The 23,204-nt window shown below is 53.3% G+C and carries 26 protein-coding genes; 20 read left to right on the forward strand and 6 right to left on the reverse strand.

The window, feature by feature from the left end; all coding sequences use genetic code 11:
- Positions 1-104: 104 nt before the first annotated feature.
- Entirely contained in the window at positions 105-1,322 is a 1,218-nt protein-coding gene (gene fabB, locus ACKI5T_RS13155) for a beta-ketoacyl-ACP synthase I (RefSeq protein ID WP_015959869.1), read from the forward strand.
- Positions 1,323-1,475: 153 nt separating this feature from the next.
- On the opposite strand, the gene flk is transcribed toward fabB, so the two are convergent.
- Entirely contained in the window at positions 1,476-2,480 is a 1,005-nt protein-coding gene (gene flk / locus ACKI5T_RS13160; RefSeq protein ID WP_407438002.1) for a flagella biosynthesis regulator Flk, read from the reverse strand.
- A gap of 118 nt (positions 2,481-2,598) precedes the next feature.
- Here flk and pdxB point away from each other — a divergent pair, with 118 nt between their 5' ends.
- The 15 genes from pdxB (at position 2,599) to hisP (ending at position 16,816) form a co-directional block, all read left to right on the forward strand.
- Positions 2,599-3,735: a 4-phosphoerythronate dehydrogenase PdxB gene (pdxB, locus tag ACKI5T_RS13165; RefSeq protein ID WP_407438004.1), complete on the forward strand. Its 1,137-nt coding sequence runs from the start codon at positions 2,599-2,601 to the stop codon at positions 3,733-3,735.
- A gap of 67 nt (positions 3,736-3,802) precedes the next feature.
- Positions 3,803-4,816, forward strand: coding sequence for an aspartate-semialdehyde dehydrogenase (locus ACKI5T_RS13170; protein WP_407438006.1), 1,014 nt, complete (start codon positions 3,803-3,805; stop codon positions 4,814-4,816).
- A complete protein-coding gene (truA, locus tag ACKI5T_RS13175; RefSeq protein WP_407438008.1) occupies positions 4,816-5,628 on the forward strand; it encodes a tRNA pseudouridine(38-40) synthase TruA in 813 nt (270 codons plus the stop codon). The genes ACKI5T_RS13170 and truA overlap by 1 nt, the downstream gene beginning before the upstream one ends.
- A gap of 27 nt (positions 5,629-5,655) precedes the next feature.
- Positions 5,656-6,315 (forward strand): DedA family protein, encoded by a 660-nt coding sequence (locus tag ACKI5T_RS13180; RefSeq protein ID WP_015959864.1) that lies wholly within the window; start codon positions 5,656-5,658, stop codon positions 6,313-6,315.
- A 154-nt stretch (positions 6,316-6,469) separates the two neighbouring features.
- Entirely contained in the window at positions 6,470-7,375 is a 906-nt protein-coding gene (accD, locus tag ACKI5T_RS13185; protein WP_015959863.1) for an acetyl-CoA carboxylase, carboxyltransferase subunit beta, read from the forward strand.
- A gap of 69 nt (positions 7,376-7,444) precedes the next feature.
- Positions 7,445-8,713: a bifunctional tetrahydrofolate synthase/dihydrofolate synthase gene (gene folC, locus ACKI5T_RS13190; RefSeq protein WP_407438010.1), complete on the forward strand. Its 1,269-nt coding sequence runs from the start codon at positions 7,445-7,447 to the stop codon at positions 8,711-8,713.
- A complete protein-coding gene (gene dedD / locus ACKI5T_RS13195; RefSeq protein ID WP_407438012.1) occupies positions 8,703-9,404 on the forward strand; it encodes a cell division protein DedD in 702 nt (233 codons plus the stop codon). The genes folC and dedD overlap by 11 nt, the downstream gene beginning before the upstream one ends.
- 253 nt (positions 9,405-9,657) lie before the next feature.
- The gene (cvpA, locus tag ACKI5T_RS13200) at positions 9,658-10,146 is read left to right on the forward strand and encodes a colicin V production protein (protein ID WP_015959860.1); all 489 of its coding nucleotides are present in this window, start codon (positions 9,658-9,660) and stop codon (positions 10,144-10,146) included.
- A 129-nt stretch (positions 10,147-10,275) separates the two neighbouring features.
- Positions 10,276-11,793: an amidophosphoribosyltransferase gene (gene purF / locus ACKI5T_RS13205; protein ID WP_059179343.1), complete on the forward strand. Its 1,518-nt coding sequence runs from the start codon at positions 10,276-10,278 to the stop codon at positions 11,791-11,793.
- An 88-nt stretch (positions 11,794-11,881) separates the two neighbouring features.
- The gene (locus ACKI5T_RS13210) at positions 11,882-12,451 is read left to right on the forward strand and encodes a UbiX family flavin prenyltransferase (RefSeq protein WP_015959858.1); all 570 of its coding nucleotides are present in this window, start codon (positions 11,882-11,884) and stop codon (positions 12,449-12,451) included.
- Positions 12,452-12,740: 289 nt separating this feature from the next.
- A complete protein-coding gene (argT, locus tag ACKI5T_RS13215) occupies positions 12,741-13,523 on the forward strand; it encodes a lysine/arginine/ornithine ABC transporter substrate-binding protein ArgT (protein ID WP_015959857.1) in 783 nt (260 codons plus the stop codon).
- Positions 13,524-13,766: 243 nt separating this feature from the next.
- Positions 13,767-14,549 (forward strand): histidine ABC transporter substrate-binding protein HisJ, encoded by a 783-nt coding sequence (hisJ, locus tag ACKI5T_RS13220; protein ID WP_015959856.1) that lies wholly within the window; start codon positions 13,767-13,769, stop codon positions 14,547-14,549.
- 88 nt (positions 14,550-14,637) lie between these two features.
- Positions 14,638-15,324, forward strand: coding sequence for a histidine ABC transporter permease HisQ (locus ACKI5T_RS13225; protein WP_407438015.1), 687 nt, complete (start codon positions 14,638-14,640; stop codon positions 15,322-15,324).
- On the forward strand, positions 15,321-16,034 hold the full coding sequence (locus ACKI5T_RS13230; protein ID WP_131489097.1) for an ABC transporter permease: 714 nt from the start codon (positions 15,321-15,323) through the stop codon (positions 16,032-16,034). Before ACKI5T_RS13225 ends, ACKI5T_RS13230 begins: the two co-directional genes overlap by 4 nt.
- An 8-nt stretch (positions 16,035-16,042) precedes the next feature.
- On the forward strand, positions 16,043-16,816 hold the full coding sequence (gene hisP, locus ACKI5T_RS13235) for a histidine ABC transporter ATP-binding protein HisP (protein WP_015959853.1): 774 nt from the start codon (positions 16,043-16,045) through the stop codon (positions 16,814-16,816).
- A gap of 136 nt (positions 16,817-16,952) precedes the next feature.
- Here the strand turns inward: hisP and ACKI5T_RS13240 are convergent, their stop codons facing one another.
- From ACKI5T_RS13240 to yfcG, 4 genes are all read right to left on the reverse strand, one after another.
- Complete coding sequence (locus tag ACKI5T_RS13240; protein ID WP_407438017.1) at positions 16,953-17,462, reverse strand: GNAT family N-acetyltransferase; 510 nt, start codon at positions 17,460-17,462, stop codon at positions 16,953-16,955.
- A gap of 57 nt (positions 17,463-17,519) precedes the next feature.
- Entirely contained in the window at positions 17,520-18,413 is an 894-nt protein-coding gene (locus tag ACKI5T_RS13245; protein WP_407438019.1) for a TIGR01777 family oxidoreductase, read from the reverse strand.
- A 19-nt stretch (positions 18,414-18,432) separates the two neighbouring features.
- Positions 18,433-18,795: a dihydroneopterin triphosphate 2'-epimerase gene (gene folX / locus ACKI5T_RS13250; RefSeq protein ID WP_015959850.1), complete on the reverse strand. Its 363-nt coding sequence runs from the start codon at positions 18,793-18,795 to the stop codon at positions 18,433-18,435.
- Between the two features lie 78 nt (positions 18,796-18,873).
- On the reverse strand, positions 18,874-19,497 hold the full coding sequence (gene yfcG, locus ACKI5T_RS13255; protein WP_407438020.1) for a GSH-dependent disulfide bond oxidoreductase: 624 nt from the start codon (positions 19,495-19,497) through the stop codon (positions 18,874-18,876).
- Positions 19,498-19,634: 137 nt separating this feature from the next.
- Between yfcG and yfcF the strand changes: the two genes are divergently transcribed.
- Genes yfcF through yfcD form a run of 3 tightly spaced genes read left to right on the forward strand, consistent with a single transcriptional unit; the run spans position 19,635 to position 21,495 of the window.
- On the forward strand, positions 19,635-20,279 hold the full coding sequence (gene yfcF, locus ACKI5T_RS13260) for a glutathione transferase (protein ID WP_407438182.1): 645 nt from the start codon (positions 19,635-19,637) through the stop codon (positions 20,277-20,279).
- 55 nt (positions 20,280-20,334) lie between these two features.
- Complete coding sequence (gene yfcE, locus ACKI5T_RS13265) at positions 20,335-20,886, forward strand: phosphodiesterase (protein ID WP_407438022.1); 552 nt, start codon at positions 20,335-20,337, stop codon at positions 20,884-20,886.
- Positions 20,887-20,940: 54 nt separating this feature from the next.
- Positions 20,941-21,495, forward strand: coding sequence for an NUDIX hydrolase YfcD (gene yfcD / locus ACKI5T_RS13270; RefSeq protein ID WP_133629720.1), 555 nt, complete (start codon positions 20,941-20,943; stop codon positions 21,493-21,495).
- Between the two features lie 3 nt (positions 21,496-21,498).
- On the opposite strand, the gene ACKI5T_RS13275 is transcribed toward yfcD, so the two are convergent.
- Positions 21,499-22,518, reverse strand: a complete 1,020-nt coding sequence (locus ACKI5T_RS13275; RefSeq protein ID WP_015959845.1) for a LacI family DNA-binding transcriptional regulator — start codon at positions 22,516-22,518, stop codon at positions 21,499-21,501.
- Between the two features lie 236 nt (positions 22,519-22,754).
- Here ACKI5T_RS13275 and ACKI5T_RS13280 point away from each other — a divergent pair, with 236 nt between their 5' ends.
- Positions 22,755-23,198 carry a PTS sugar transporter subunit IIA gene (locus ACKI5T_RS13280; RefSeq protein ID WP_407438024.1) on the forward strand — a complete coding sequence of 148 codons (444 nt, stop codon included), beginning with the start codon at positions 22,755-22,757 and terminating at the stop codon, positions 23,196-23,198.
- Positions 23,199-23,204 lie beyond the last annotated feature (6 nt).

Consider the following 23,204-nt stretch of genomic DNA (forward strand, 5'->3'; position numbering starts at 1 on the left):
GGTGCAAATTTCCGCAGAAATTGGCTGATCGGACTTGTTCAGCGTACAAGTGTACGCTATTGTGCCAGTCGAAACTTTCATAGTGCGACTTATAGAGGTATTGAATGAAACGTGCAGTGATTACTGGCTTGGGCATCGTTTCCAGCATCGGTAACAACCAGCAGGAAGTCCTGGCATCTCTGCGTGAAGGACGCTCCGGGATCACTTTCTCTGAAGAGTTTAAAGATTCAGGTATGCGTAGCCACGTATGGGGTAACGTCAAACTGGACACCACCGGTTTGATTGACCGTAAAGTGGTTCGTTTCATGAACGATGCCTCTATTTATGCTTATCTCTCCATGCAGGAAGCGATTGCTGATGCTGGCCTGAGCGAAGACGTTTATCAGAGCAACCCACGTGTGGGTCTGATTGCAGGTTCCGGCGGGTCTTCAAAAGCACAGGTTTTCGGCGCTGACGCAATGCGTAGCCCGCGTGGCCTGAAAGCAGTCGGTCCGTACGTTGTGACCAAAGCTATGGGTTCAGCGGTTTCCGCGTGCCTGGCAACGCCATTCAAAATTCACGGCGTAAACTATTCCATCAGCTCTGCCTGTGCGACCTCTGCACACTGTATTGGCAACGCAGTTGAACAAATTCAACTGGGTAAACAGGACATCGTCTTTGCCGGCGGCGGCGAAGAGCTGGGCTGGGAAATGGCCTGTGAGTTTGATGCGATGGGCGCACTGTCCACCAAATACAACGAAACGCCAGAAAAAGCGTCCCGTACCTATGATGCACACCGCGACGGTTTCGTTATCGCGGGCGGCGGCGGTATGGTTGTCGTTGAAGAGCTGGAACATGCCTTGGCTCGTGGCGCACACATTTATGCTGAAATCGTGGGTTACGGTGCAACGTCAGATGGCGCAGACATGGTCGCTCCATCCGGTGAAGGCGCAGTGCGCTGCATGAAGATGGCGATGCAAGGTCTGGATACCCCGATCGATTACCTGAACTCCCACGGCACTTCTACGCCAGTAGGCGACGTGAAAGAGCTGGGTGCTATTTGTGAAGTGTTCGGCGACAACAGCCCGGCCATTTCCGCCACCAAAGCGATGACCGGCCACTCTTTGGGTGCCGCTGGCGTTCAGGAAGCGATTTACTCGCTGCTGATGCTGGAACATGGCTTTATCGCACCAAGCATCAACGTTGAAGAACTGGACGAGAAGGCTGCGGGTCTGAACATCGTGACCAAGCCAACTGAGCAGACGCTGACAACCGTTATGTCTAACAGCTTCGGCTTCGGCGGGACCAACGCCACGCTGGTTATGCGTAAACTGAAAGCGTAAGTTTTCCGTATCACGTCAAGCATCATGTAAAAAGGGAGCCAGATGGCTCCCTTTTTGTGCATTCATTTCGGTGTCATGCTGCTCAGCGCCGACGATAGCTCAACGCGCTGTCTCAGCGAATCTATCGCATCCGCGCGAGTATTTGCGCTGCGGTTAAATCACAATCCACACGATCGCCAGCGCAATCATTAGGGCAATGAACATCAGCCCTGGGCGCGCGGACATTGATTTGAGTGTTTCCACCACAGGCGCAAACAGCGGGCTGTAGATGGGCTGGATATTGCGGGCTTCTGGCACACCCGATTCACGTTCAGCGCGGCGGACAAAGATCTGATTGAGGAGATCCTGCACCTGCGCGGTCGTCAGCACCGCTTGCGGCGTCACCTGCCAGTTTTGTTGCGCGTAATCACGCATCGCGTCAAATTCCCGTGGCTCAAGCGGCTGTTTTAGCGCCGCTTGCAAGGTGTGCAGCGTTGGCGCGCTTTGCGTGCTCAACGTCTGACGCGCCTGTAGCCAGGTCACCAGATGGGTAAACTGTTTGGCCGGGATCAACTCGCCATCTTTAACGCCAGAAAGTTCCAGCATGGATTGCCAGATGAGCTTCGTGGGCTCCCCGGTCGCAGCGGCGAGTTTTGTCACCATCTGCTTGAGCGTGTTGTGCTCTGCAGGCAAGAGCGGGCGTTCTGTCGCCGGGCGCGTTTGCGGCTGCGGAATCGACATTTCATTGTTTTGCAGCAGCGTTAGCACGGTTTTTAGCTGATCCGGCGTCAGTTGACTCAGCGCCGTCTGGCCAAATTGCTGACGAATAAAATCACTCACCGCCTGGCGATTATTTCCCTGACCTAATAGCTCGGTCAGTTGCGAGATGGTCTGGCGTGTCGTGTGATTTTGTAGCGCGGTGTTCAGGCGCGTATTCAGGTTTTGTTCCGCCGCCGGAAAGTGGCGCGACAACAATGGCGCATCGCTTTTCAGCCCGAGTTCGTGTTTGACCCCAGCCCACACTTCAGCGTTCTGCTGCGAGGTGAGTGCAACCAGACGGATGATCAGACGCTCCAGCACGGTGCGCTGCAGCGTAGAAAGCGGTTGTTCGCCAACGGCTGAGGGAACTCCCGGGCCATCACCTGGAGGGCGCGGCGGCGTACCTGAAATGGGCTGCATCGTCATAAATCCTTAAAGTCGTTACTCACCGTAATCCAGGCCAGCTGTACGTATATGCCTGGGGGCGAGATTATGGCACACTTGCCCGGTTAACTTCCTCTCAAACAGGTACTCAGACGTGAAAATCCTCGTTGACGAAAATATGCCTTACGCTCGCGAGCTCTTCAGCCGCCTGGGCGAGGTTAAGGCTGTTCCTGGTCGTCCTATTCCGGTTGCTGAACTCGATGATGCGGATGCTCTGATGGTGCGGTCCGTGACCAAAGTGAATGAGACGCTGCTGGCCGGAAAAGGCATCAAGTTTGTGGGTACCGCAACGGCGGGAACCGATCATGTGGATGATGCCTGGCTCGCAAAAGCCGGTATTGGATTTTCAGCCGCACCCGGCTGTAACGCCATTGCGGTGGTGGAATACGTTTTCTCGTCGTTGCTGATGTTAGGTGAGCGCGATGGTTTTGCGCTTCAGGACCGCACCGTGGGCATCGTCGGTGTCGGTAACGTTGGCGGACGCCTGCAAAAACGTCTCGAAGCATTGGGCATTCGTACGCTGCTGTGCGATCCGCCGCGCGCCGATCGCGGTGATGAAGGCGATTTCCGCACCCTTGATGAACTGGTCGAGCACGCGGATGTGATCACCTTTCATACGCCGCTGTTTAAAGACGGTGCGTATAAAACGTTCCATCTGGCCGACGAGACGCTGATTCGTCGTCTCAAGCCTGGCGCTATTCTGATAAATGCCTGCCGTGGCCCGGTTGTGGATAATGCGGCATTGCTGAAATGCCTGGAAGAGGGGCAAAATCTCAGCGTTGTGCTGGATGTCTGGGAGCCAGAGCCGGATCTCAACGTGGCGCTGTTGAATCGCGTTGATGTGGCAACCGCACATATCGCGGGCTACACGCTGGAAGGTAAAGCGCGCGGCACAACGCAGGTCTTTGAGGCCTATAGCGCGTTTATCGGCAATGCACAGCAGGTGGCGCTTGATACGCTGCTGCCCGCGCCGGAATTTGGTCGCATTACGCTGCATGGCCCGCTCGATGAGTCTTCGCTAAAAAGGCTGGTGCATTTAGTGTATGATGTGCGCCGCGATGACGCGCTGCTGCGAAAAGTAGCAGGAATTCCAGGTGAGTTTGACAAGCTGCGCAAGAATTATCTCGAGCGCCGCGAATGGTCTTCTTTGTATGTGATTTGTGACGATGCCGATGCGGCAGCGTTATTGAATAATCTCGGGTTTAACGCCGTTCATAACCCGGCGCGTTAATGTCTTCTTAATGCTCCCTGCCGGATAATCTGGCGGGGACGCTTATTTATTTCTGGAGTACACCACCATGTCTGAAGGCTGGAATATTGCCGTACTGGGTGCCACTGGCGCTGTGGGCGAAGCCCTGCTCGAAACACTTGCGGAGCGTCAGTTCCCGGTGGGAGAAATTTTTGCACTGGCGCGCGCAGAAAGCGCGGGTGAAGGGCTGCGGTATGAAGGAAAAACGGTGCGCGTTCAGGATGTCGCACAGTTTGACTGGTCGCAAGCCCAACTGGCGTTCTTTGCTGCGGGCGCTGAGGCATCAGCCGCTTACGCCGATGAAGCCGCCAACGCGGGATGTTTAGTTATCGATCTGAGCGGCCATTTTGCGCTGGAGCCTGACGTTCCATTGATCGTGCCGGACGTAAACCCGTTTGTGCTGGCTGATTACCGCAATCGCAATATTATCGCCGTACCGGATAGCCTGACCAGCCAGCTCCTGACTGCGCTCAAACCGCTGATCGACGATGGCGGTTTATCGCGTATTTCAGTGACCAACCTGCTTTCTGTCTCCGCGCGCGGTAAAAAAGCCGTCGACGCGTTAGCCGGGCAGAGTGCGAAACTCCTGAACGGTATTCCGGTTGATGAGGATGATTTTTTTGGCCGTCAACTGGCGTTCAATATGATGCCAATCCTGCCGGATCGCGAAGGTAGCGTGCGCGAAGAACGTCGTATCGTTGAAGAGACGCGGAAAGTGATGCAGGACGAAGGCCTGATGGTTTCCGTCAGTTGCGTGCAGTCTCCGGTGTTTTACGGTCATGCACAGATGGTGAGCTTTGAAGCGCTGCGCCCGCTGGCCGCCGACGAAGCCCGCGAAGCGTTTGAACGCTGCGAAGATATCTCCCTCAGCGACGAAACCGAATTCCCGACCCAGGTAGGGGATGCAACCGGCAGTGCGCATCTTTCCGTCGCCTGCGTGCGTAATAACTACGGCGTGCCGGGCGAAGTACAGTTCTGGTCGGTTGCCGATAACGTTCGTTTTGGTGGTGCGCTAATGGCCGTCAAAATCGCTGAGAAACTGGTGCAGGAGTATCTGTACTGATGTCGGGAGTGGAACTCAAGCCGGTTCATAGAATTGCCCTTGGAATTGAGTACGATGGCAGTAAATACTATGGCTGGCAGCGTCAAAATGAAGTGCGTAGCGTTCAGGAAAAACTGGAAAAAGCGCTTTCTCAGGTGGCGAATCAACCGATCGCTGTCTATTGCGCGGGTCGGACTGATGCCGGCGTGCACGGTACCGGACAGGTTGTGCATTTTGAAACCACGTCGGTGCGTAAAGACGCTGCATGGACGCTAGGCGTAAATGCGAATTTACCTGGTGACATCGCCGTGCGCTGGGTGAAAGATGTGCCGGATGATTTTCACGCGCGTTTCAGCGCCACGGCGCGTCGCTATCGCTACATCATCTACAATCAGCGCCTTCGCCCGGCAGTACTTGGTCAGGGTGTGACGCACTTTTACGAGCCTTTGGATGCGGAGCGTATGCAACGTGCAGCGCAATCGCTGATTGGTGAAAATGACTTTACCTCGTTTCGCGCGGTGCAGTGCCAGTCGCGCACGCCGTGGCGAAACGTGATGCACATAAACGTCAGCCGTTATGGCGCGTATGTGGTGGTGGATATCAAAGCAAATGCCTTTGTACATCATATGGTGCGGAATATTGTTGGCAGCCTGATGGAAGTGGGCGCCGGACACCAGCCGGAGAGCTGGATTGCAGAACTGCTGGCAGCGAAGGACAGAACGCTTGCGGCAGCAACGGCGAAAGCGGAAGGCTTGTATCTGGTTTCTGTTGATTATCCAGAACGTTTTGACCTTCCAAAACCGCCAATGGGCCCGCTGTTTTTAGCGGACTAACGCAGTTGCAATTAAGGCTTAACCAATATGGACGTAATACATTTTATCATCGATTTCATTCTGCATATCGATGTGCATTTGGCAGAACTGGTCGCGCAGTATGGCGTCTGGGTTTATGCCATTCTGTTCCTGATTTTGTTCTGTGAAACCGGCCTGGTGGTGACACCGTTTTTGCCGGGCGATTCACTGCTGTTCGTCGCGGGTGCGCTTTCAGCGCTACCGACCAACGATCTGAATGTGCACCTGATGGTGATGCTCATGATCGTTGCGGCGATTATCGGCGATGCGGTGAATTACACTATTGGACGGCTGTTTGGTGAAAAGCTGTTCAGTAATCCAGATTCGAAGATCTTCCGTCGCAGCTATTTAGACAAAACGCACGCGTTCTATGCACGGCATGGGGGCAAGACCATTATCCTGGCGCGTTTTGTCCCGATCGTGAGAACGTTTGCCCCGTTTGTGGCGGGAATGGGGCATATGTCCTATCGTCATTTTGCGGCGTATAACGTGATCGGCGCGCTGCTGTGGGTTCTGCTGTTTACCTATGCAGGCTACATCTTTGGCGATCTGCCGATCGTGCAGGAAAATCTTAAGTTATTGATTGTTGCTATCATTGTGCTCTCGGTTCTGCCGGGTGTGGTCGAAATCATTCGACACAAACGAGCAGCAGCAAAGCAAGCGAAGTAAGTACGCATTTGCGGTTCGACCACTTTTTTATCCAAAGTTTCGGGCTGTTATGTTTTAATGTGCAACATTCATGGTCTGTTTGTGGCAAAAATGGCATTATGCGCCGCTTACAGCAAAACTGGCATACGACCAGGTTCAGGCAGAAAGGTTATCAATGAGCTGGATTGAACGAATTAAAAGCAACATAGCCCCCACCCGTAAGGCGAGTATTCCTGAAGGGGTGTGGACCAAGTGTGATAGCTGCGGCCAGGTTCTGTACCGCGCTGAGCTGGAACGCAATCTTGAGGTTTGCCCGAAGTGTGACCATCACATGCGTATGTCGGCGCGTAATCGCCTGCATAGCTTGCTGGATGAAGGCACGATGGTAGAGCTGGGCAGTGAACTTGAGCCGAAAGATCTGCTGAAGTTCCGTGACTCTAAGAAATACAAAGACCGCATCGCTTCTGCACAAAAAGAGACCGGCGAGAAAGATGCGCTGGTGGTGATGAAAGGCACTCTGCACGAGATGCCAGTTGTCGCTGCAGCCTTTGAGTTCTCCTTTATGGGGGGCTCGATGGGTTCTGTCGTGGGCGCGCGTTTCATCCGCGCCGTTGAGCAGGCACTGGAAGACAACTGTCCGCTGATCTGCTTCTCCGCCTCGGGTGGCGCGCGTATGCAGGAAGCGCTGATGTCCCTGATGCAGATGGCGAAAACCTCTGCGGCACTGGGCAAAATGCAGGAACGCGGTCTGCCGTATATCTCCGTACTGACTGACCCAACCATGGGCGGCGTGTCGGCGAGCTTCGCGATGCTTGGCGATCTGAACATCGCTGAACCGAAAGCGCTGATTGGCTTTGCCGGTCCGCGTGTTATCGAGCAAACCGTACGTGAGAAATTGCCGCCTGGCTTCCAGCGCAGTGAATTCCTCATCCAAAAAGGCGCAATTGATATGATCGTTCGCCGTCCGGAAATGCGCCTGAAACTGGCGAGTGTCCTGGCGAAGCTGATGAATCTCCCTGCGCCGAGCCCGGATGAACCACGCGAAAGCGTCGTTGTACCGGATCAGGAACCCGAAGCCTGATAACTTGAAAGGGCAGGGCCAAACGGCGCTGCCCTTTTGCTTTCTCACCGTAACTGAAAAGTGCGTATCATGGAAAACAACAGCATTCCCCAAGCCACGTCGCCCCTGGTCACGTGGCTTTCTTATCTGGAAAACCTGCACAGTAAAACCATCGATATGGGGCTTGAACGCGTCAGCCAGGTGGCGGCTCGCCTTCATGTGTTGAAGCCTGCGCCGTTTGTTTTCACCGTGGCTGGTACCAACGGTAAAGGCACCACCTGCCGCACGCTAGAATCTATGCTGATGGCCGCAGGGTATAAGGTCGGCGTGTACAGCTCTCCGCACCTGGTGCGTTACACCGAGCGCGTTCGCATTCAAAATACCGAGCTGCCAGAGTCTGCACACACCGCCTCTTTTGCCGAAATCGAAGCGGCGCGTGGTGAGATCTCCTTATCTTATTTCGAGTACGGCACGCTCTCGGCGCTGTGGCTGTTTAAGCAGGCGAAGCTGGACGTGGTGATTCTGGAAGTGGGTCTCGGCGGGCGTCTTGATGCGACCAATATGGTTGATCCCGATGTTTCGGTGGTCACCAGCATCGCCCTGGATCATATCGACTGGTTGGGACCGGATCGTGAAAGTATTGGTCGTGAAAAAGCGGGCATTTTCCGGGCGAATAAACCGGCAGTCGTGGGCGAGCCTGATATGCCGCACACCATCGCCGATGTGGCGCAAGAAAAGGGCGCTCTCCTGCTGCGTCGGGGTGTTGACTGGCAGTATGACGTGAAGGAAAACGACTGGCGCTTTACTGATGCGCAGGGTGTGCTTGAGCATCTTCCGCTCCCGCATGTCCCTCAGCCCAATGCCGCCACCGCGCTGGCGGCGATTCGAGCGAGCGGGTTGAACGTCAGCGAGCAGGCTATCCGCGACGGTATTCAAAACGCCATGCTTCCGGGACGTTTCCAGATAGTGAGTGAATCACCGCGTTTGATTCTGGATGTTGCACACAACCCGCACGCTGCTGGCTATCTCGCAGAACGCCTTAAATCATTGCCAAAAAACGGGCGCGTTCTGGCGGTTATCGGTATGCTTCATGATAAAGATATTGGCGGTACGCTGGCCTGCATGGAGAGTGTTGTCGATTGCTGGTATTGTGCTCCACTGGAAGGGCCACGCGGTGCGACTGCTGAACAGCTGATGGAACATATCAGCGCAGGAACCGCCTACGAAAGCGTGGCGCAGGCGTGGCATGCGGCGATGGCCGATGCTAAACCTGAAGATACCGTGCTGGTATGTGGATCATTCCATACCGTTGCACATGTCATGGAAGTGATGGACGCGGGGAGAACCAGTGGCGAGTAAGTTTCAGAACCGTTTGACAGGCACCATTGTGTTGGTTGCGCTGGGAGTGATTATTCTTCCTGGCCTGTTGGATGGGCAAAAAAAACATTATCAGGATGAGTTTGCGGCAATCCCACTGGTGCCAAAACCAGGCGATCGTGATGAACCTGACATGTTACCTGCGGCAACGCAGGCGCTGCCAGCACAGCCGCCAGAAGGTGCCGCAGAAGAAGTGCGCGCCGGAGACGCGGCAGCGCCATCGCTCGATGCCACTCGCTTAACCGGCAATGGCAGTAATGAACTGGATCCTGCCGCAGAACCGGTGGTGCAACCAAAGCCTGTCGAGAAGGCAAAACCTGTCGAAAAACCTCAACCAAAACCGCTGCGTGACAAAGCCAGCGAGCAAATCGCTGCCGCTACGGAAGTACCGCCGGAAAAACCGGTCCAGGAAGAAAAACCTGCCCCAACCGGAAAAGCCTACGTTGTGCAGTTGGGCGCGTTGAAAAATGCCGATAAAGTCAATGAAGTCGTGGGTAAATTACGCGGCGCAGGATATCGCGTTTACACTTCACCTTCGACGCCAGTGCAGGGTAAAATTACCCGCATTCTCGTTGGCCCGGATGCCTCAAAAGACAAACTGAAAGGGTCGCTTGGCGAGCTGAAGCAGATTTCCGGTCTGAGCGGCGTGGTGATGAATTACAGTGCGAACTGATTGGCCTTAATCCGTCCCTCTTGCTAAAAAAGGGGCAGAAAACCGTCCCATTTCTCCTTTGAAAAGGGGGGGGACGGTCAGAGGAGAAGGTCCAGGCATCCGTCCGAAGAGACGTAAGAAGCCCTCGGCGTTGAACATTTTTTCAGCGCCTTTTTTATTTACGCGGGGGAAGGAAATCCCTACGCAAACGTTTTCTTTTTCTGTTAGAATTCGCCCCGAACTGGATGACAGGGCGTTTAATCGTGGGACATATATGGTCTGGATTGATTACGCCATCATTGCGGTGATTGGTTTTTCCTGTCTGGTTAGCCTGATCCGTGGCTTTGTTCGTGAAGCGTTATCGCTGGTGACTTGGGGTTGTGCTTTCTTTGTTGCCAGTCATTACTACACGTACCTGTCCGTCTGGTTCACGGGCTTTGAAGATGAACTGGTTCGAAATGGGATCGCCATCGCGGTGCTGTTTGTCGCGACGCTGCTCGTCGGCGCTATCGTCAATTACGTGATAGGTCAGCTGGTCGAGAAAACCGGTCTGTCAGGAACGGACAGAGTGTTGGGGATCTGTTTTGGTGCGTTGCGAGGCGTGCTGATTGTGGCCGCGATACTGTTCTTCCTTGATACCTTTACCGGGGTTTCAAAAGGTGAAGACTGGCAGAAATCGCAGTTGATACCACAGTTCAGCTTCATCATCAGATGGTTCTTTGACTATCTGCAAAGCTCGTCGAGTTTCTTGCCCAGGGTCTAACCCTGAGATGTGGCTTAGAGTTTGGTTTAATAGGCTACGCGTTCGCTCCGGTTGTTGTGCGCTCTCCGCGCTCAACCTGCCTGCGACAATGACGCCTACTAAACCAAGCTCTTAACGAGGAAAAGACGAATGTGCGGTATTGTCGGTATCGCCGGTTTCATGCCGGTAAACCAGTCTATTTATGACGCGTTATCGGTGCTTCAGCACCGTGGTCAGGATGCAGCGGGTATCATCACGATTGATGCAAATAACTGCTTCCGTTTACGCAAAGCGAATGGCCTGGTCAACGATGTGTTTGAAGCCCGCCATATGCAGCGCCTGCAAGGCAACATGGGTGTTGGTCACGTTCGTTATCCTACTGCTGGCAGTTCCAGCGCTTCTGAAGCACAGCCTTTTTATGTGAACTCACCGTACGGTATTACGCTTGCCCACAATGGCAATCTGACCAATGCGCATGAGCTACGTAAAAAGCTCTTCGAAGAGAAACGTCGCCACATTAACACCACTTCTGATTCAGAAATCCTGCTCAATATCTTCGCCAGTGAGCTGGATAACTTCCGCCATTATCCGCTGGAAGCAGACAACATTTTTGCCGCGATTGCCGCGACGAATCGTCTGATTCGTGGCGCTTACGCCTGCGTCGCGATGATCATCGGCCACGGTATGGTGGCCTTTCGCGACCCGAACGGTATTCGTCCGCTGGTGCTGGGTAAACGCGATCTGGGTGATGGCCGAACCGAATACATGGTTGCCTCCGAGAGCGTGGCGCTGGACACATTGGGCTTTGAATTTCTGCGCGACGTTGCGCCGGGTGAAGCGGTGTACGTTACCGAAAAAGGCCAGCTGTTTACCCGCCAGTGTGCGGAAAACCCGGTCAGCAATCCGTGCCTGTTTGAGTACGTTTACTTCGCACGCCCAGACTCCTTTATCGATAAAATTTCTGTGTACAGCGCGCGCGTTAACATGGGAACTAAACTCGGTGAAAAAATTGCTCGCGAGTGGGATGATCTGGATATCGACGTAGTCATTCCGATTCCGGAAACTTCCTGCGATATCGCACTGGAAATGGCGCGTATTCTGGGTAAACCGTACCGCCAGGGCTTTGTGAAAAACCGCTACGTTGGCCGTACCTTTATCATGCCGGGTCAGCAGCTGCGCCGTAAATCAGTGCGGCGCAAGCTGAACGCCAACCGCGCTGAGTTCCGTGATAAGAACGTATTGCTGGTGGATGACTCTATCGTGCGTGGCACTACCTCTGAGCAGATTATTGAGATGGCGCGTGAAGCCGGTGCGAAAAAAGTCTACCTGGCCTCTGCAGCACCCGAAATTCGCTTCCCGAATGTGTACGGCATCGATATGCCAACGGCGAACGAACTGATTGCGCATGGTCGTGAAGTCGACGAAATTCGTCAGATAATCGGTGCTGACGGTCTGATTTTCCAGGATCTGGATGATTTGATTGACGCGGTTCGTGCCGAGAATCCGGATATTCAGCAGTTTGAATGTTCCGTGTTTAACGGCATTTACGTGACCAAAGATGTTGATCAGCAATATCTGGATTATCTGGATTCGCTGCGCAATGACGACGTTAAAGCCGTTCAGATGCAAAACGATCTCGAAAGTTTAGAGATGCACAACGAGGGCTAATCCCTTCGCAAGTGAGGGCGCTGGCCCTCACTTGCAACTCCCCGCAAAATCCTGCAAAGTCTGCCCTGATACAAGAAAGGGCGAAATTATGAAACGACTCATCGTAGGGATCTCAGGTGCCAGTGGCGCAATTTACGGCGTACGCCTGCTACAAGTGCTGCGCGACGTGCCAGAGGTCGAAACCCATCTGGTGATGAGTCAGGCTGCGCGCCAGACTTTGACGCTCGAAACCGATTTTTCTCTGCGCGATGTTCAGGCTCTGGCAAACGTTGTGCACGATGCCCGTGATATCGCCGCCAGCATCTCTTCCGGCTCCTATAAAACGGCTGGCATGGTTATCTTGCCTTGCTCAATCAAAACTCTTTCTGGCGTTGTGAACAGCTATACTGACACGTTGGTGACACGTGCGGCGGATGTGGTGCTTAAAGAGCGCCGTCCACTGGTGCTGTGCGTGCGTGAAACTCCGTTGCATTTGGGGCATTTGCGTTTGATGACGCAGGCAGCCGAACTCGGTGCGGTCATTATGCCGCCGGTCCCGGCGTTTTATCATCGTCCTCAGTCGCTGGATGATGTGATTAACCAGACCGTCAACCGCGTACTCGATCAGTTTGATATCGACCTGCCTGAAGATCTCTTTACCCGCTGGCAGGGCGCGTAACCCCCGCACAACGGCGGTGCATCAAAAATTGATTTGCCCTGTTTCGGGGCAAATATGCAACCGCGATCAAATCCTCAACATTTAATTCGTTTTTTCCCTTTTTCCCTCTGCGGTTCGTTCGGTAGACCTGCTATCTTTCACCATTAAGGCATTATCGCAACGTTTTATTAACATATTTAACGTCGATTTTTTTACCCGACGGCAATGTGGCATAAGACCTGCAAGGATCGCCTGCAATACAACACACAACACAATACATAATAAAATCACGACACTTGAGGGTAAATGTATGAAGAAGACGGTTCTGGCTCTGTCTTTGCTGGTGGGGTTAAGTGCGGCGGCAAGCAGCTATGCAGCACTTCCACAGACAGTTCGTATCGGTACCGACGCAACCTACGCGCCATTCTCGTCGAAAGATGCCAAAGGTGATTTTGTCGGCTTTGATATCGATCTGGGCAATGAGATGTGCAAGCGTATGCAGGTTAAGTGCACCTGGGTGGGCAGTGACTTTGACGCGCTGATCCCCTCGCTGAAAGCCAAAAAAATTGATGCGATTATCTCCTCTCTCTCAATCACCGAAAAACGTCAGCAGGAAATTGCGTTCTCCGAGAAGCTGTACGCTGCGGATTCCCGTCTGATTGCTGCCAAAGGTTCTCCGATCCAGCCGACTATCGAGTCGCTGAAAGGCAAGCATGTGGGCGTGCTGCAAGGCTCCACTCAGGAAGGGTATGCCAACGCTGACTGGCGTGAAAAAGGTGTCGATGTCGTGGCTTACCAGAACCAGGATCTGATCTATTCCGATCTGGCGGCGGGTCGTCTGGATGCGGCATTCCAGGACGAAGTGGCGGCGAGCGAAGGCTTCCTGAAGCAGCCTGCAGGTAAAGAGTTTGCGTTTGCGGGCCCGTCAGTTAAAGACAAAAAATACTTTGGCGACGGCACCGGGATTGGCTTACGTAAAGACGATGCCGAGCTCAAAGCCGCATTCGATAAAGCCTTTAACGAACTGCGCAAAGACGGCACTTACGACAAACTGGCTAAAAAATACTTCGACTTCAACGTCTACGGCGATTAATCGTCAATGACGGGAAAGGGTGCCATGACGATTCCCTGTCACGGTGCGCTTCGGGTGTGAGTGACCCAACATGGTGCAAAAAGTGCACCATGTTGGGTCGTCAGGTGCATAGTTAAGCACTTATGATGCAAAAAACTCCACGCAGCGGGCATTATACTTTGCCATGTCTGGGGGATTGATGGCACATTAACGACGCCCCTGCGTCGTAAAATCCCGTAATAAGACAGTTTGTTGAGGATAGATATGAAAAAACTGGTGTTGTCACTTTCTCTGGTGCTGGCGTTTTCCAGCGCTACCGCGGCATTCGCTGCCCTTCCGCAAAAAGTTCGCATCGGCACAGATCCTACTTATGCTCCGTTCGAATCGAAGAATTCGAAAGGTGAACTGGTCGGTTTTGATATCGATCTGGCGAATGAGCTGTGCAAACGTATCAAAGTGCAATGTACCTACATTGAGAACCCACTGGATGCGCTGATCCCCTCGCTGAAAGCGAAAAAAATCGACGTGATCATGTCTTCTCTGTCTATCACCGAAAAGCGCCAACAAGAGATTGCCTTCACGGACAAACTCTACGCGGCTGATTCTCGTCTGGTGGTCGCAAACGCCTCTGATATCCAGCCGACACTTGAGTCCTTGAAAGGCAAACGCGTAGGCGTGTTGCAGGGTACGACTCAGGAAACGTACGGCAATGAACACTGGGCGCCAAAAGGGATCGAAATCGTCTCTTATCAGGGCCAGGAAAATATCTACGCTGACCTGACTGCGGGTCGTATTGACGCTGCGTTCCAGGACGAAGTGGCTGCCAGCGAAGGTTTCCTCAAAACGTCAGTTGGTAAAGACTATAAGTTTGGCGGTCCGTCCATTAAGGACGAAAAACTCTTTGGCGTCGGCACCGGTATGGGTCTGCGTAAAGAAGATAATGAATTGCGTGAAGCGCTGAATAAGGCCTTTGCGGAAATGCGCGCTGACGGAACTTACGAAAAGCTGGCAAAAAAATACTTCGATTTTGATGTATACGGCGGCTAATAGCGCTGTTGAATAACGTGCGGCCCCTCTCGTTTCGGGAGGGGAAAAGACACGGTTTGACCACTCACGACACAACAGGGCAGGCGTTATGCTGTACGGATTTTCTGGCGTTATTTTACAAGGCGCGCTTGTTACCCTCGAACTGGCCCTCAGTTCTGTGGTGCTGGCAGTGCTGATAGGCCTGGTGGGTGCGGGAGCGAAACTTTCGAGCAATCGAATTCTGGCATTGGTTTTTGAAGCCTATACTACGCTGATTCGCGGCGTACCCGACCTGGTGTTGATGTTATTGATTTTCTACGGTCTGCAAATTGCGCTCAACATCGTGACGGATGCTATAGGTATGTCGCAAATTGATATTGACCCGATGGTGGCCGGTATCATTACGCTGGGCTTTATTTACGGCGCGTACTTTACCGAGACGTTCCGTGGCGCGTATATGGCCGTCCCCAGAGGACACATCGAGGCGGCGACCGCGTTTGGCTTTACCGCGTCGCAAATCTTCCGTCGAATTATGTTCCCGGCCATGATGCGCTTTGCCTTACCGGGCATTGGCAACAACTGGCAGGTTATCCTCAAAGCGACGGCGCTGGTTTCACTGCTGGGTCTGGAAGACGTGGTCAAAGCCACTCAGCTTGCTGGCAAAAGTACCTGGGAACCATTCTACTTTGCTGTCGTATGCGGATTGATTTATCTGGTGTTTACCACCGTCTCCAATGGCGTGCTGCTTCTACTCGAACGTCGCTACTCCGTGGGTGTGAAGAGGGCTGACCTGTGATTGAGATTATTCAGGAATACTGGAAATCGCTGCTGTGGACAGATGGCTATCGCTTTACAGGCGTGGCGATCACCCTGTGGCTGCTGATTTCCTCTGTCGTGGTCGGCGGGATTTTGGCGGTGTTTTTAGCGATTGGTCGCGTCTCGAACAATAAGTACATTCGCTTCCCGATCTGGCTGTTCACCTATGTGTTCCGTGGAACGCCGCTGTATGTGCAACTGCTAGTGTTCTATTCCGGCATGTACACGCTGGAGATCGTGAAAGGCACCGAGATGCTGAACGCGTTCTTTCGCAGCGGGCTGAACTGTACCGTCCTGGCGCTCACGCTGAATACTTGTGCCTATACCACCGAGATTTTCGCCGGGGCGATTCGTTCCGTGCCTTACGGCGAGATTGAAGCGGGGCGTGCGTACGGCTTTTCATCGGTGAAACTCTATCGCTGCATTATTCTGCCCTCGGCGCTGCGTATTGCGCTTCCGGCCTACAGCAACGAAGTGATCCTGATGCTGCACTCCACCGCGCTGGCGTTCACCGCCACCGTACCGGATTTGCTGAAAATCGCCCGTGATATTAACTCGGCGACCTATCAGCCCTTTACCGCATTTGGTATCGCTGCGGTGCTGTACTTAATCATTTCGTACGTTCTGATTAGCCTGTTCCGTAAAGCGGAAAAACGCTGGCTGCAGCATGTCAAACCTTCGACGCACTGAGAATAAAGATGGCTGAGAACAAACTAAACGTTATCGACTTGCACAAGCGCTACGGCGAACATGAAGTGCTGAAAGGGGTGTCGTTGCAGGCAAACGCGGGCGATGTCATCAGTATTATCGGCTCATCCGGTTCGGGGAAAAGTACCTTCCTGCGCTGCATTAACTTCCTTGAAAAACCGAGCGAAGGTTCCATCGTCGTCAGTGGGCAACAAATTAACCTGGTGCGCGATAAAGACGGGCAGCTAAAAGTGGCGGACAAGCATCAGCTGCGTTTGCTGCGTACCCGTCTGACGATGGTATTCCAGCACTTTAATCTCTGGAGCCATATGACGGTGCTGGAGAACGTGATGGAAGCACCGATTCAGGTGCTGGGTCTGAGCAAGCAAGAGGCGCGCACCCGCGCAGAAAAATATCTGGCGAAAGTGGGGATCGACGAGCGCCAGCAGATTAAATACCCGGTGCATCTGTCGGGCGGTCAGCAACAGCGCGTTTCCATTGCGCGTGCTCTGGCGATGGAGCCCGAAGTGCTGCTGTTTGATGAACCGACGTCGGCGCTGGACCCGGAACTGGTAGGTGAAGTGCTGCGCATTATGCAGCAACTCGCTGAAGAGGGAAAAACGATGGTGGTCGTGACGCACGAAATGGGCTTTGCCCGTAACGTATCCAACCACGTCATCTTCCTGCATCAGGGTAAAATTGAGGAGCAGGGACATCCGGATGACGTCTTAGCGAATCCGAAAAGCCCGCGCTTGCAGCAGTTCTTGAAGGGGTCGTTGAAGTAACAGGGAGTTCTCCCTCTCCCTGTGGGAGAGGGCCGGGTGAGGGCATCAGACCGCAGTGGAACCACATCGCCCGGTGGCGCTTCGCTTACCGGGCTACAAAAAACATAGATCGGGCAAACGCATCACCGTACGGCATTCAGGCTGCACCACATTCAAGCCGATACGCCCAGTCGTCATACTTCACACCGTCAATTTCGTAAGCCTTCTCCAGCACCTGCGTGCGCACAAATCCGGTTTTCTCCAGCACCCGCACCGAACCGACATTATCCGCCAGCACATACGCATTTACCGCTTTAACGCCCACCTGATTAAACGCGTAATCGCACACCGCACGTAGCGCTTCGCTGGCAATACCTCTGCCCTGCGCGTGCGGAATCACGGTATAACCGATGTCTGCCTCTTCACGAAACTGTGCGCTAACGTGCAGGCCAATGTCACCCAACGGGGTGTCATCGTCATGAGTACGAATAACAAAGGTATGCTGCGCCGTCAGACGGGCGGCAAAAACGCGGCGGGTCTCTTTTTCTGAAGCGATGCTGGCCATAAACCGCATAATGTTGCGGTCTTCACGCAGCGAGCGAAAAAACGCCCAATCGGAGGGTTCAAAAGGAGTGAGAAGGAGCCGGGGAGTGGTGATCGTCGCCATTGTTACGCCATTGCAGGGAGTCAGAATAGTGACTTTACCATACGTAACGCGGCCAATTTAACCCACCACATCTCCCAGCGCTTCCTCTAAGTCATACCAGCGAAACGCAAACCCGGCCGCTTCGAGGCGTTTTGGCAGAGCGCGTTGTCCGCCAAGCACCAGCACTGACGATTCGCCCATTATCAATCGAACAGCGGTTGCCGGCGCACGCAGAATGGCAGGGCGTTTTAGCGCGTGGCCGAGCGCATGCGCAAACTGTTCATTGCGAACCGGATACGGCGACACCATGTTGAACGGGCCGCGCAGATCGTTATCCAGCAGCCAAATAATCGCATTGATCATATCGTCGACATGAATCCACGCCAGATACTGACGTCCGTTGCCAATGGGGCCGCCCAGTCCCAGCTTAAAGACGGGCATCATCTTCGCCAGAATCCCGCCTTTAGGCGCCAGCACAACGCCGGTACGCAGCAGACAGACGCGTGTGCGATCGCTTTGCGCACCGCAGGCAATCTGCTCCCAGCGCGCGCACAGTTTGTGGGTGAACTCGTTATGTGGTGGCTCTTCTTCGGTAACAACGACTTCGCCTAGATCGCCGTAATAACCCGCCGCTGAACCAGAGATCAATACCGATGGCGGCGTTTCACTGGCGTGGAACAGATCGACCAGTTTTTGCGTGATGTTCCAGCGGCTCTCGCACAAACGCTGTTTTTGCTGTTCCGTCCAGCGCTTATCGGCAATGGGTTCACCGGCAAGATTAATCACAGCATCGAAGCCGTCGAGATTCTGATGTTCAGACAGTCCTTTCCAGATGCCAACATCATTGCCGAGCACCTGGCGCGCTTTATCCGGGCTGCGCGTGACGACGGTGACATCATGTTTCAGCGCCTGCAGGCGTGGAACGAGATGGCGACCAATCAGGCCAGTACCGCCTGTCATCAGAATCTTCATACGACCTCCTGACTTGCGCTTAGCGGCGCCAGCTCAACGTCATTGAGACGGAGTCGGCATACCGTAGCGCGTGAAGTTTATCGATCTCTACCTCAGCATAAGTGACCCAGGGATGTTCGCGTGCGATATCGAGCACATCCTGAGTTAATTTTTCCAGCAAGGAGAAACGGTTATTTTCAACGTATTTAATGATGTTTTTGGTAATGGTGCGATAGTTCAGCGCATCGTTGATATCCTCGCTGGCGCGCGCTTTATCGGCCGGATAGTGGATGACCACATTGATGAGGATATCCTGGCGATTCTCCATCTCTTCGGCTTTGATCCCAATAAACGTGCGCAGGCGTAAATTTTTTATACGAATAATCGCGTCGTGCTGTGACATTGCAGGCTTCCTCCGTTCATTATTTGCCTCATGATACATGAGGAAATACGCCGCGCACATTCCGCCACGCGCTTATATTTACTGCATTTTCTGCATGGCACGTTCGGTCGCCGGGCGGTGACGGATTCGCTCGAACCAGTTGTTCACCGCAGGGTAGCTGGACAGATTAATTCGCTGGCGCTCATGCGCGTTGATCCACGGCCAGCAGGCGATATCGGCAATGCTGTAATGGTCTCCGCCCAACCACGGCGACGTCTCCAGCCGTTTGTTCATTACGGTGTAAAGCCGTTGAGTTTCAAACTGATAACGTTCAATGGCATAGGGAATGGTTTGCGGGGCGAAATGATTAAAATGATGATTTTGCCCGAGCATCGGCCCAAGCCCGCTTGACTGCCAGAAGAGCCACTGCAGCGTGTGGTGGCGCTCACGCAGTTCACCACTCAACAGTTTTCCGGATTTTTCAGCCAGATACAGCAAGATTTCGCCCGATTCAAACAAACTGAATGGTCTTCCGCCATCTGCCGGTTCGCTATCGACGATGGCCGGAATTTTGTTATTGGGGGAGATGGCCAGAAAGTCGGGCCTGAACTGATCGCCCTTGCTGATATCCACTTTAATGATGCGGTAATCTATCTGTGTTTCTTCCAGAAAAAGCGTGATTTTATGGCCGTTTGGGGTTGGGGCGTAATAGAGGTCTATCATTTCAACTCCTGTCGTGACGTGACTCAGCGAATAGAATCGAGTATAGGTGCTGGCGGTAAATCGTGAGTTTTGATCAAGTGACAGAAAAGCCAGGAGGCGATATGTTGGATGAAAACCGAACTGCCGATGAGGATGCTATGAGTCAACCTGCGATTACCCTGTGGTCTGATAACAACTTTTTCTCACCCTATGTCATGAGTGTGTACGTTGCGCTGGCGGAGAAGGGGCTGACATTTACGCTTAAAACCGTGGATTTGGATCGGGGTGAGCATCTTACGCCGCACTGGCAGGGCTATGCGCTGACGCGCCGTGTGCCTGTTCTGGAAATTGACGGCTTTGAGTTGAGCGAGTCTTCAGCGATTGATGAATATCTGGAAGAGCGTTTTGCACCGCCTGAATGGGAGCGAATCTATCCGCACGACCTGCAAAAGCGCGCCCGTGCCCGGCAGATTCAGGCATGGTTACGCAGCGATTTAGGACCGATTCGTGAAGAGCGTTCGACCGACGTGATTTTTGCTGGCGTGAAAAAACCTGCGCTGTCGCACGCCGGGGCGGTGAGTGCCAGTAAATTGTTTGATACGGCCTCCAGACTGCTTGAGCATGGCAACCCCAACTTGTTTGGTGAATGGTGTATCGCCGATGCCGATCTTGCCCTGATGTTAAATCGTCTGGTTCTGAATGGAGATGACGTGCCGCAAGCGCTGGTGGATTATGCCGTGTTCCAGTGGCAACGCGCATCGGTACAGCGTTATGTCGCGCTTTCTGCTAAGCGTGCAGGCTGATTAAGACTGCTGACTGCGGTATCATAGGGCCGTGTTTTTTCGTCAGGAGTGATTGATGAAACTAATGTTTGCATCAGATATCCACGGATCGTTGCCCGCCACCGAACGCGTACTGTCGCTGTTTGAACAAAGCGGCGCGCAGTGGCTCATTATTTTGGGGGACGTGCTCAATCATGGCCCGCGCAACGCACTGCCGGAAGGCTATGCCCCCGCCCAGGTAGCAGACAAACTTAATCAGTGCGCGGATAAAATCATCGCTGTACGCGGTAATTGCGACAGCGAAGTGGACCAGATGTTGCTGCATTTCCCAATAACCGCGCCGTGGCAACAGGTTTTGCTGGAGAATTGCCGTTTATTTTTGACCCACGGTCATCTCTTCGGCCCGGATAATCTGCCCGCGCTGACGACTGGCGATGTGCTGGTTTACGGTCATACTCATATTCCAGTGGCTGAGAGGCGGGAGGGAATTGTACATTTCAATCCCGGCTCAGTCAGCATACCGAAAGGCGGTCATACGCCTAGCTACGGTGTTCTGGACGATAATCAATTACGCGTTATCGCACTTAATGGTCAGCAAGTTATTGCGCAGGTCAGCATTAATACGTAAGTTACACCTCAACTGTAAACGCGCCAAAAGAGCGCTTAACGAGAAGGGTTCCCGATGGTGGAGCAGAGTCATTTGGCAAGTACAGAATGGGTTGATATTGTCAACGAAGACAATGACGTGATCGCCCAGGCGAGCCGCGAGCAAATGCGCGCGCAGCGTCTGCGTCATCGCGCAACTTACATCGTTGTCCACGACGGAATGGGTAAGATCCTGGTACAGCGACGTACTGAAACAAAAGATTTTCTTCCGGGTATGCTGGATGCCACCGCAGGAGGCGTCGTGCAGGCAGATGAAATTCTGCTGGACTCTGCTCGCCGCGAAGCAGAAGAAGAGTTAGGCATCGCGGGCGTGCCGTTTGCCGAGCACGGACAGTTCTATTTTGAAGATCAGCACTGCCGCGTCTGGGGAGGCCTGTTTAGCTGCGTGTCCCACGGACCGTTTGCGCTTCAGGAAGAAGAAGTGAGCGAAGTGAGTTGGATGACGCCAGAAGAGATTACCGCGCGCTGCGATGAGTTCACGCCGGACTCACTTAAAGCGCTGGCTCTGTGGATGAGCCGGAATGCCAAAAATGAATCCGCTAAACCTGAAAAGCAAGAACAGGCAGAATAAGCCTTAGCAACTCTCCCGCAGGCACAGACTGGAGGCGATCGGTTTCTGATCGCGCCAGTCGCCGCCATTCATCCGTTCCAGCAAAGCCCGCCCGGCTTCAACACCAATCTTACGGTGTGGCACAGCCATTGTGGTCAAGGGGGGCTGACAAACGCGGCTCACATCACTGTCGCCAAAACCGACGACGGCCAGATCGTCAGGCACTTTGATGCGTCTGCGCTGACATTCGTACAACACCCCGCACGCCAGCTCATCCGAAACGCACACCAGCGCATCCAGTTCCGGCCAGGCGAGTAAAAACTCCGGCAGTTGTGACGCGCCGGTCGAGAAATTAGGCGGGAGCGCAGCATTGATCACTCTGTTAGGCGAAAGGTGGTGGCGTAACATCGCTTTATACCAGCCTTGCAGATGCTGCTGGAAAATCCACTGTTCCTGATTGGCGCACAGCAGTCCAATGTTTTGATATCCCCGCTGAATGACCAGTTCGGTTATCTCGTACATTGCCGCAACGTTATCAATTCCAATGTTCATATCGAGCGGATCGGCGCGCATCGCACCCATTTCCATCACCGGAATTGACGCGTTTTTCAGCCAGTGGCGGACGGTGTCGGTATGTTCAACACTGAGTAAAATAGCGGCAGCGATGTTCGATGCCAGGAGCGTTTCCAATAATTTCTCTTCTTGCTCGGGGCGGTGTTGAGATTCAGCCAGGATAATCTGGTATCCGGCTGGTTGCAGGATTTGCTGTAATCCGGCAAACATCTCAGAACAGCCATCTTCTGCAAGATTGGGAACGACCATTGCTATGGTCCATGATGACGCTGATGCCAGCGCACTGGCGGCAAGATTGGGCATGTATCCCAGTTCATGCACCGCAGCTTCTATTTTTTCTCGTAGCTTATCGGAAACCTGTTCGGGCGTGCGCAATGCGCGGGACACCGTCATGGTACCCACGCCGGCAAGCTGCGCGACGTCAGAGATCGTCACTTTGCCGGTACTACGTCGTTTTCGGGTTAAAGACATACTCGTTCCTGATGACAGACGCGATTTTCTTCTCATCCTTCGTTTCACGTTGATTCAGTATACGCCTTAAATCCCTTTTTTTACTGTGATTTCCCGCGCTGAATGTAATTTGATAGCGCTATCACAATTTTGAATGTTAGAGATTGGTAGCGCTATCTTTGTGATCTTGATCGCAGCTAACTATTTATGGGTTGAATAAAGTTTGCTCATTGCAGGCGCAAGGGCAGGAGAAGACAGTGCTCAATAAATGGTTAAACGATGCCACCATCATGCTCGAGGATCGGGTTGAAAACTGGCCACAGGCACTGGAAATATGTGCCCAGCCACTGCTGGATATGAACCTGATTGCTCCGGAATACGTTACGGCGATCGTTGAGCAACATTATAAGTTAGGACCGTATTATGTGCTGGCACCAGGGCTAGCGATGCCGCATGCGCGGCCAGAAGAAGGGGCTAAAGGACTGGGTCTCTCATTATTAAAACTTAAGCAGGGAGTTTCATTTGGCGCCGGAGAATTCGATCCGGTTGATATTATCATCATGCTTGCTGCACCTGACAAAAATAGTCACATCGAAATGATCTCTGCGCTGGCTGAGTTATTTTCCAGTGATGACGATTTGGCTGAATTGCACAGGGCAAACACACGGGAGGAAATAAACGCCGTCATCGAACGATTCTAGATATTA

The sequence above is a fragment of the Lelliottia sp. genome (genome assembly GCF_045627565.1).
Classification (GTDB): Bacteria; Pseudomonadota; Gammaproteobacteria; order Enterobacterales; family Enterobacteriaceae; genus Enterobacter.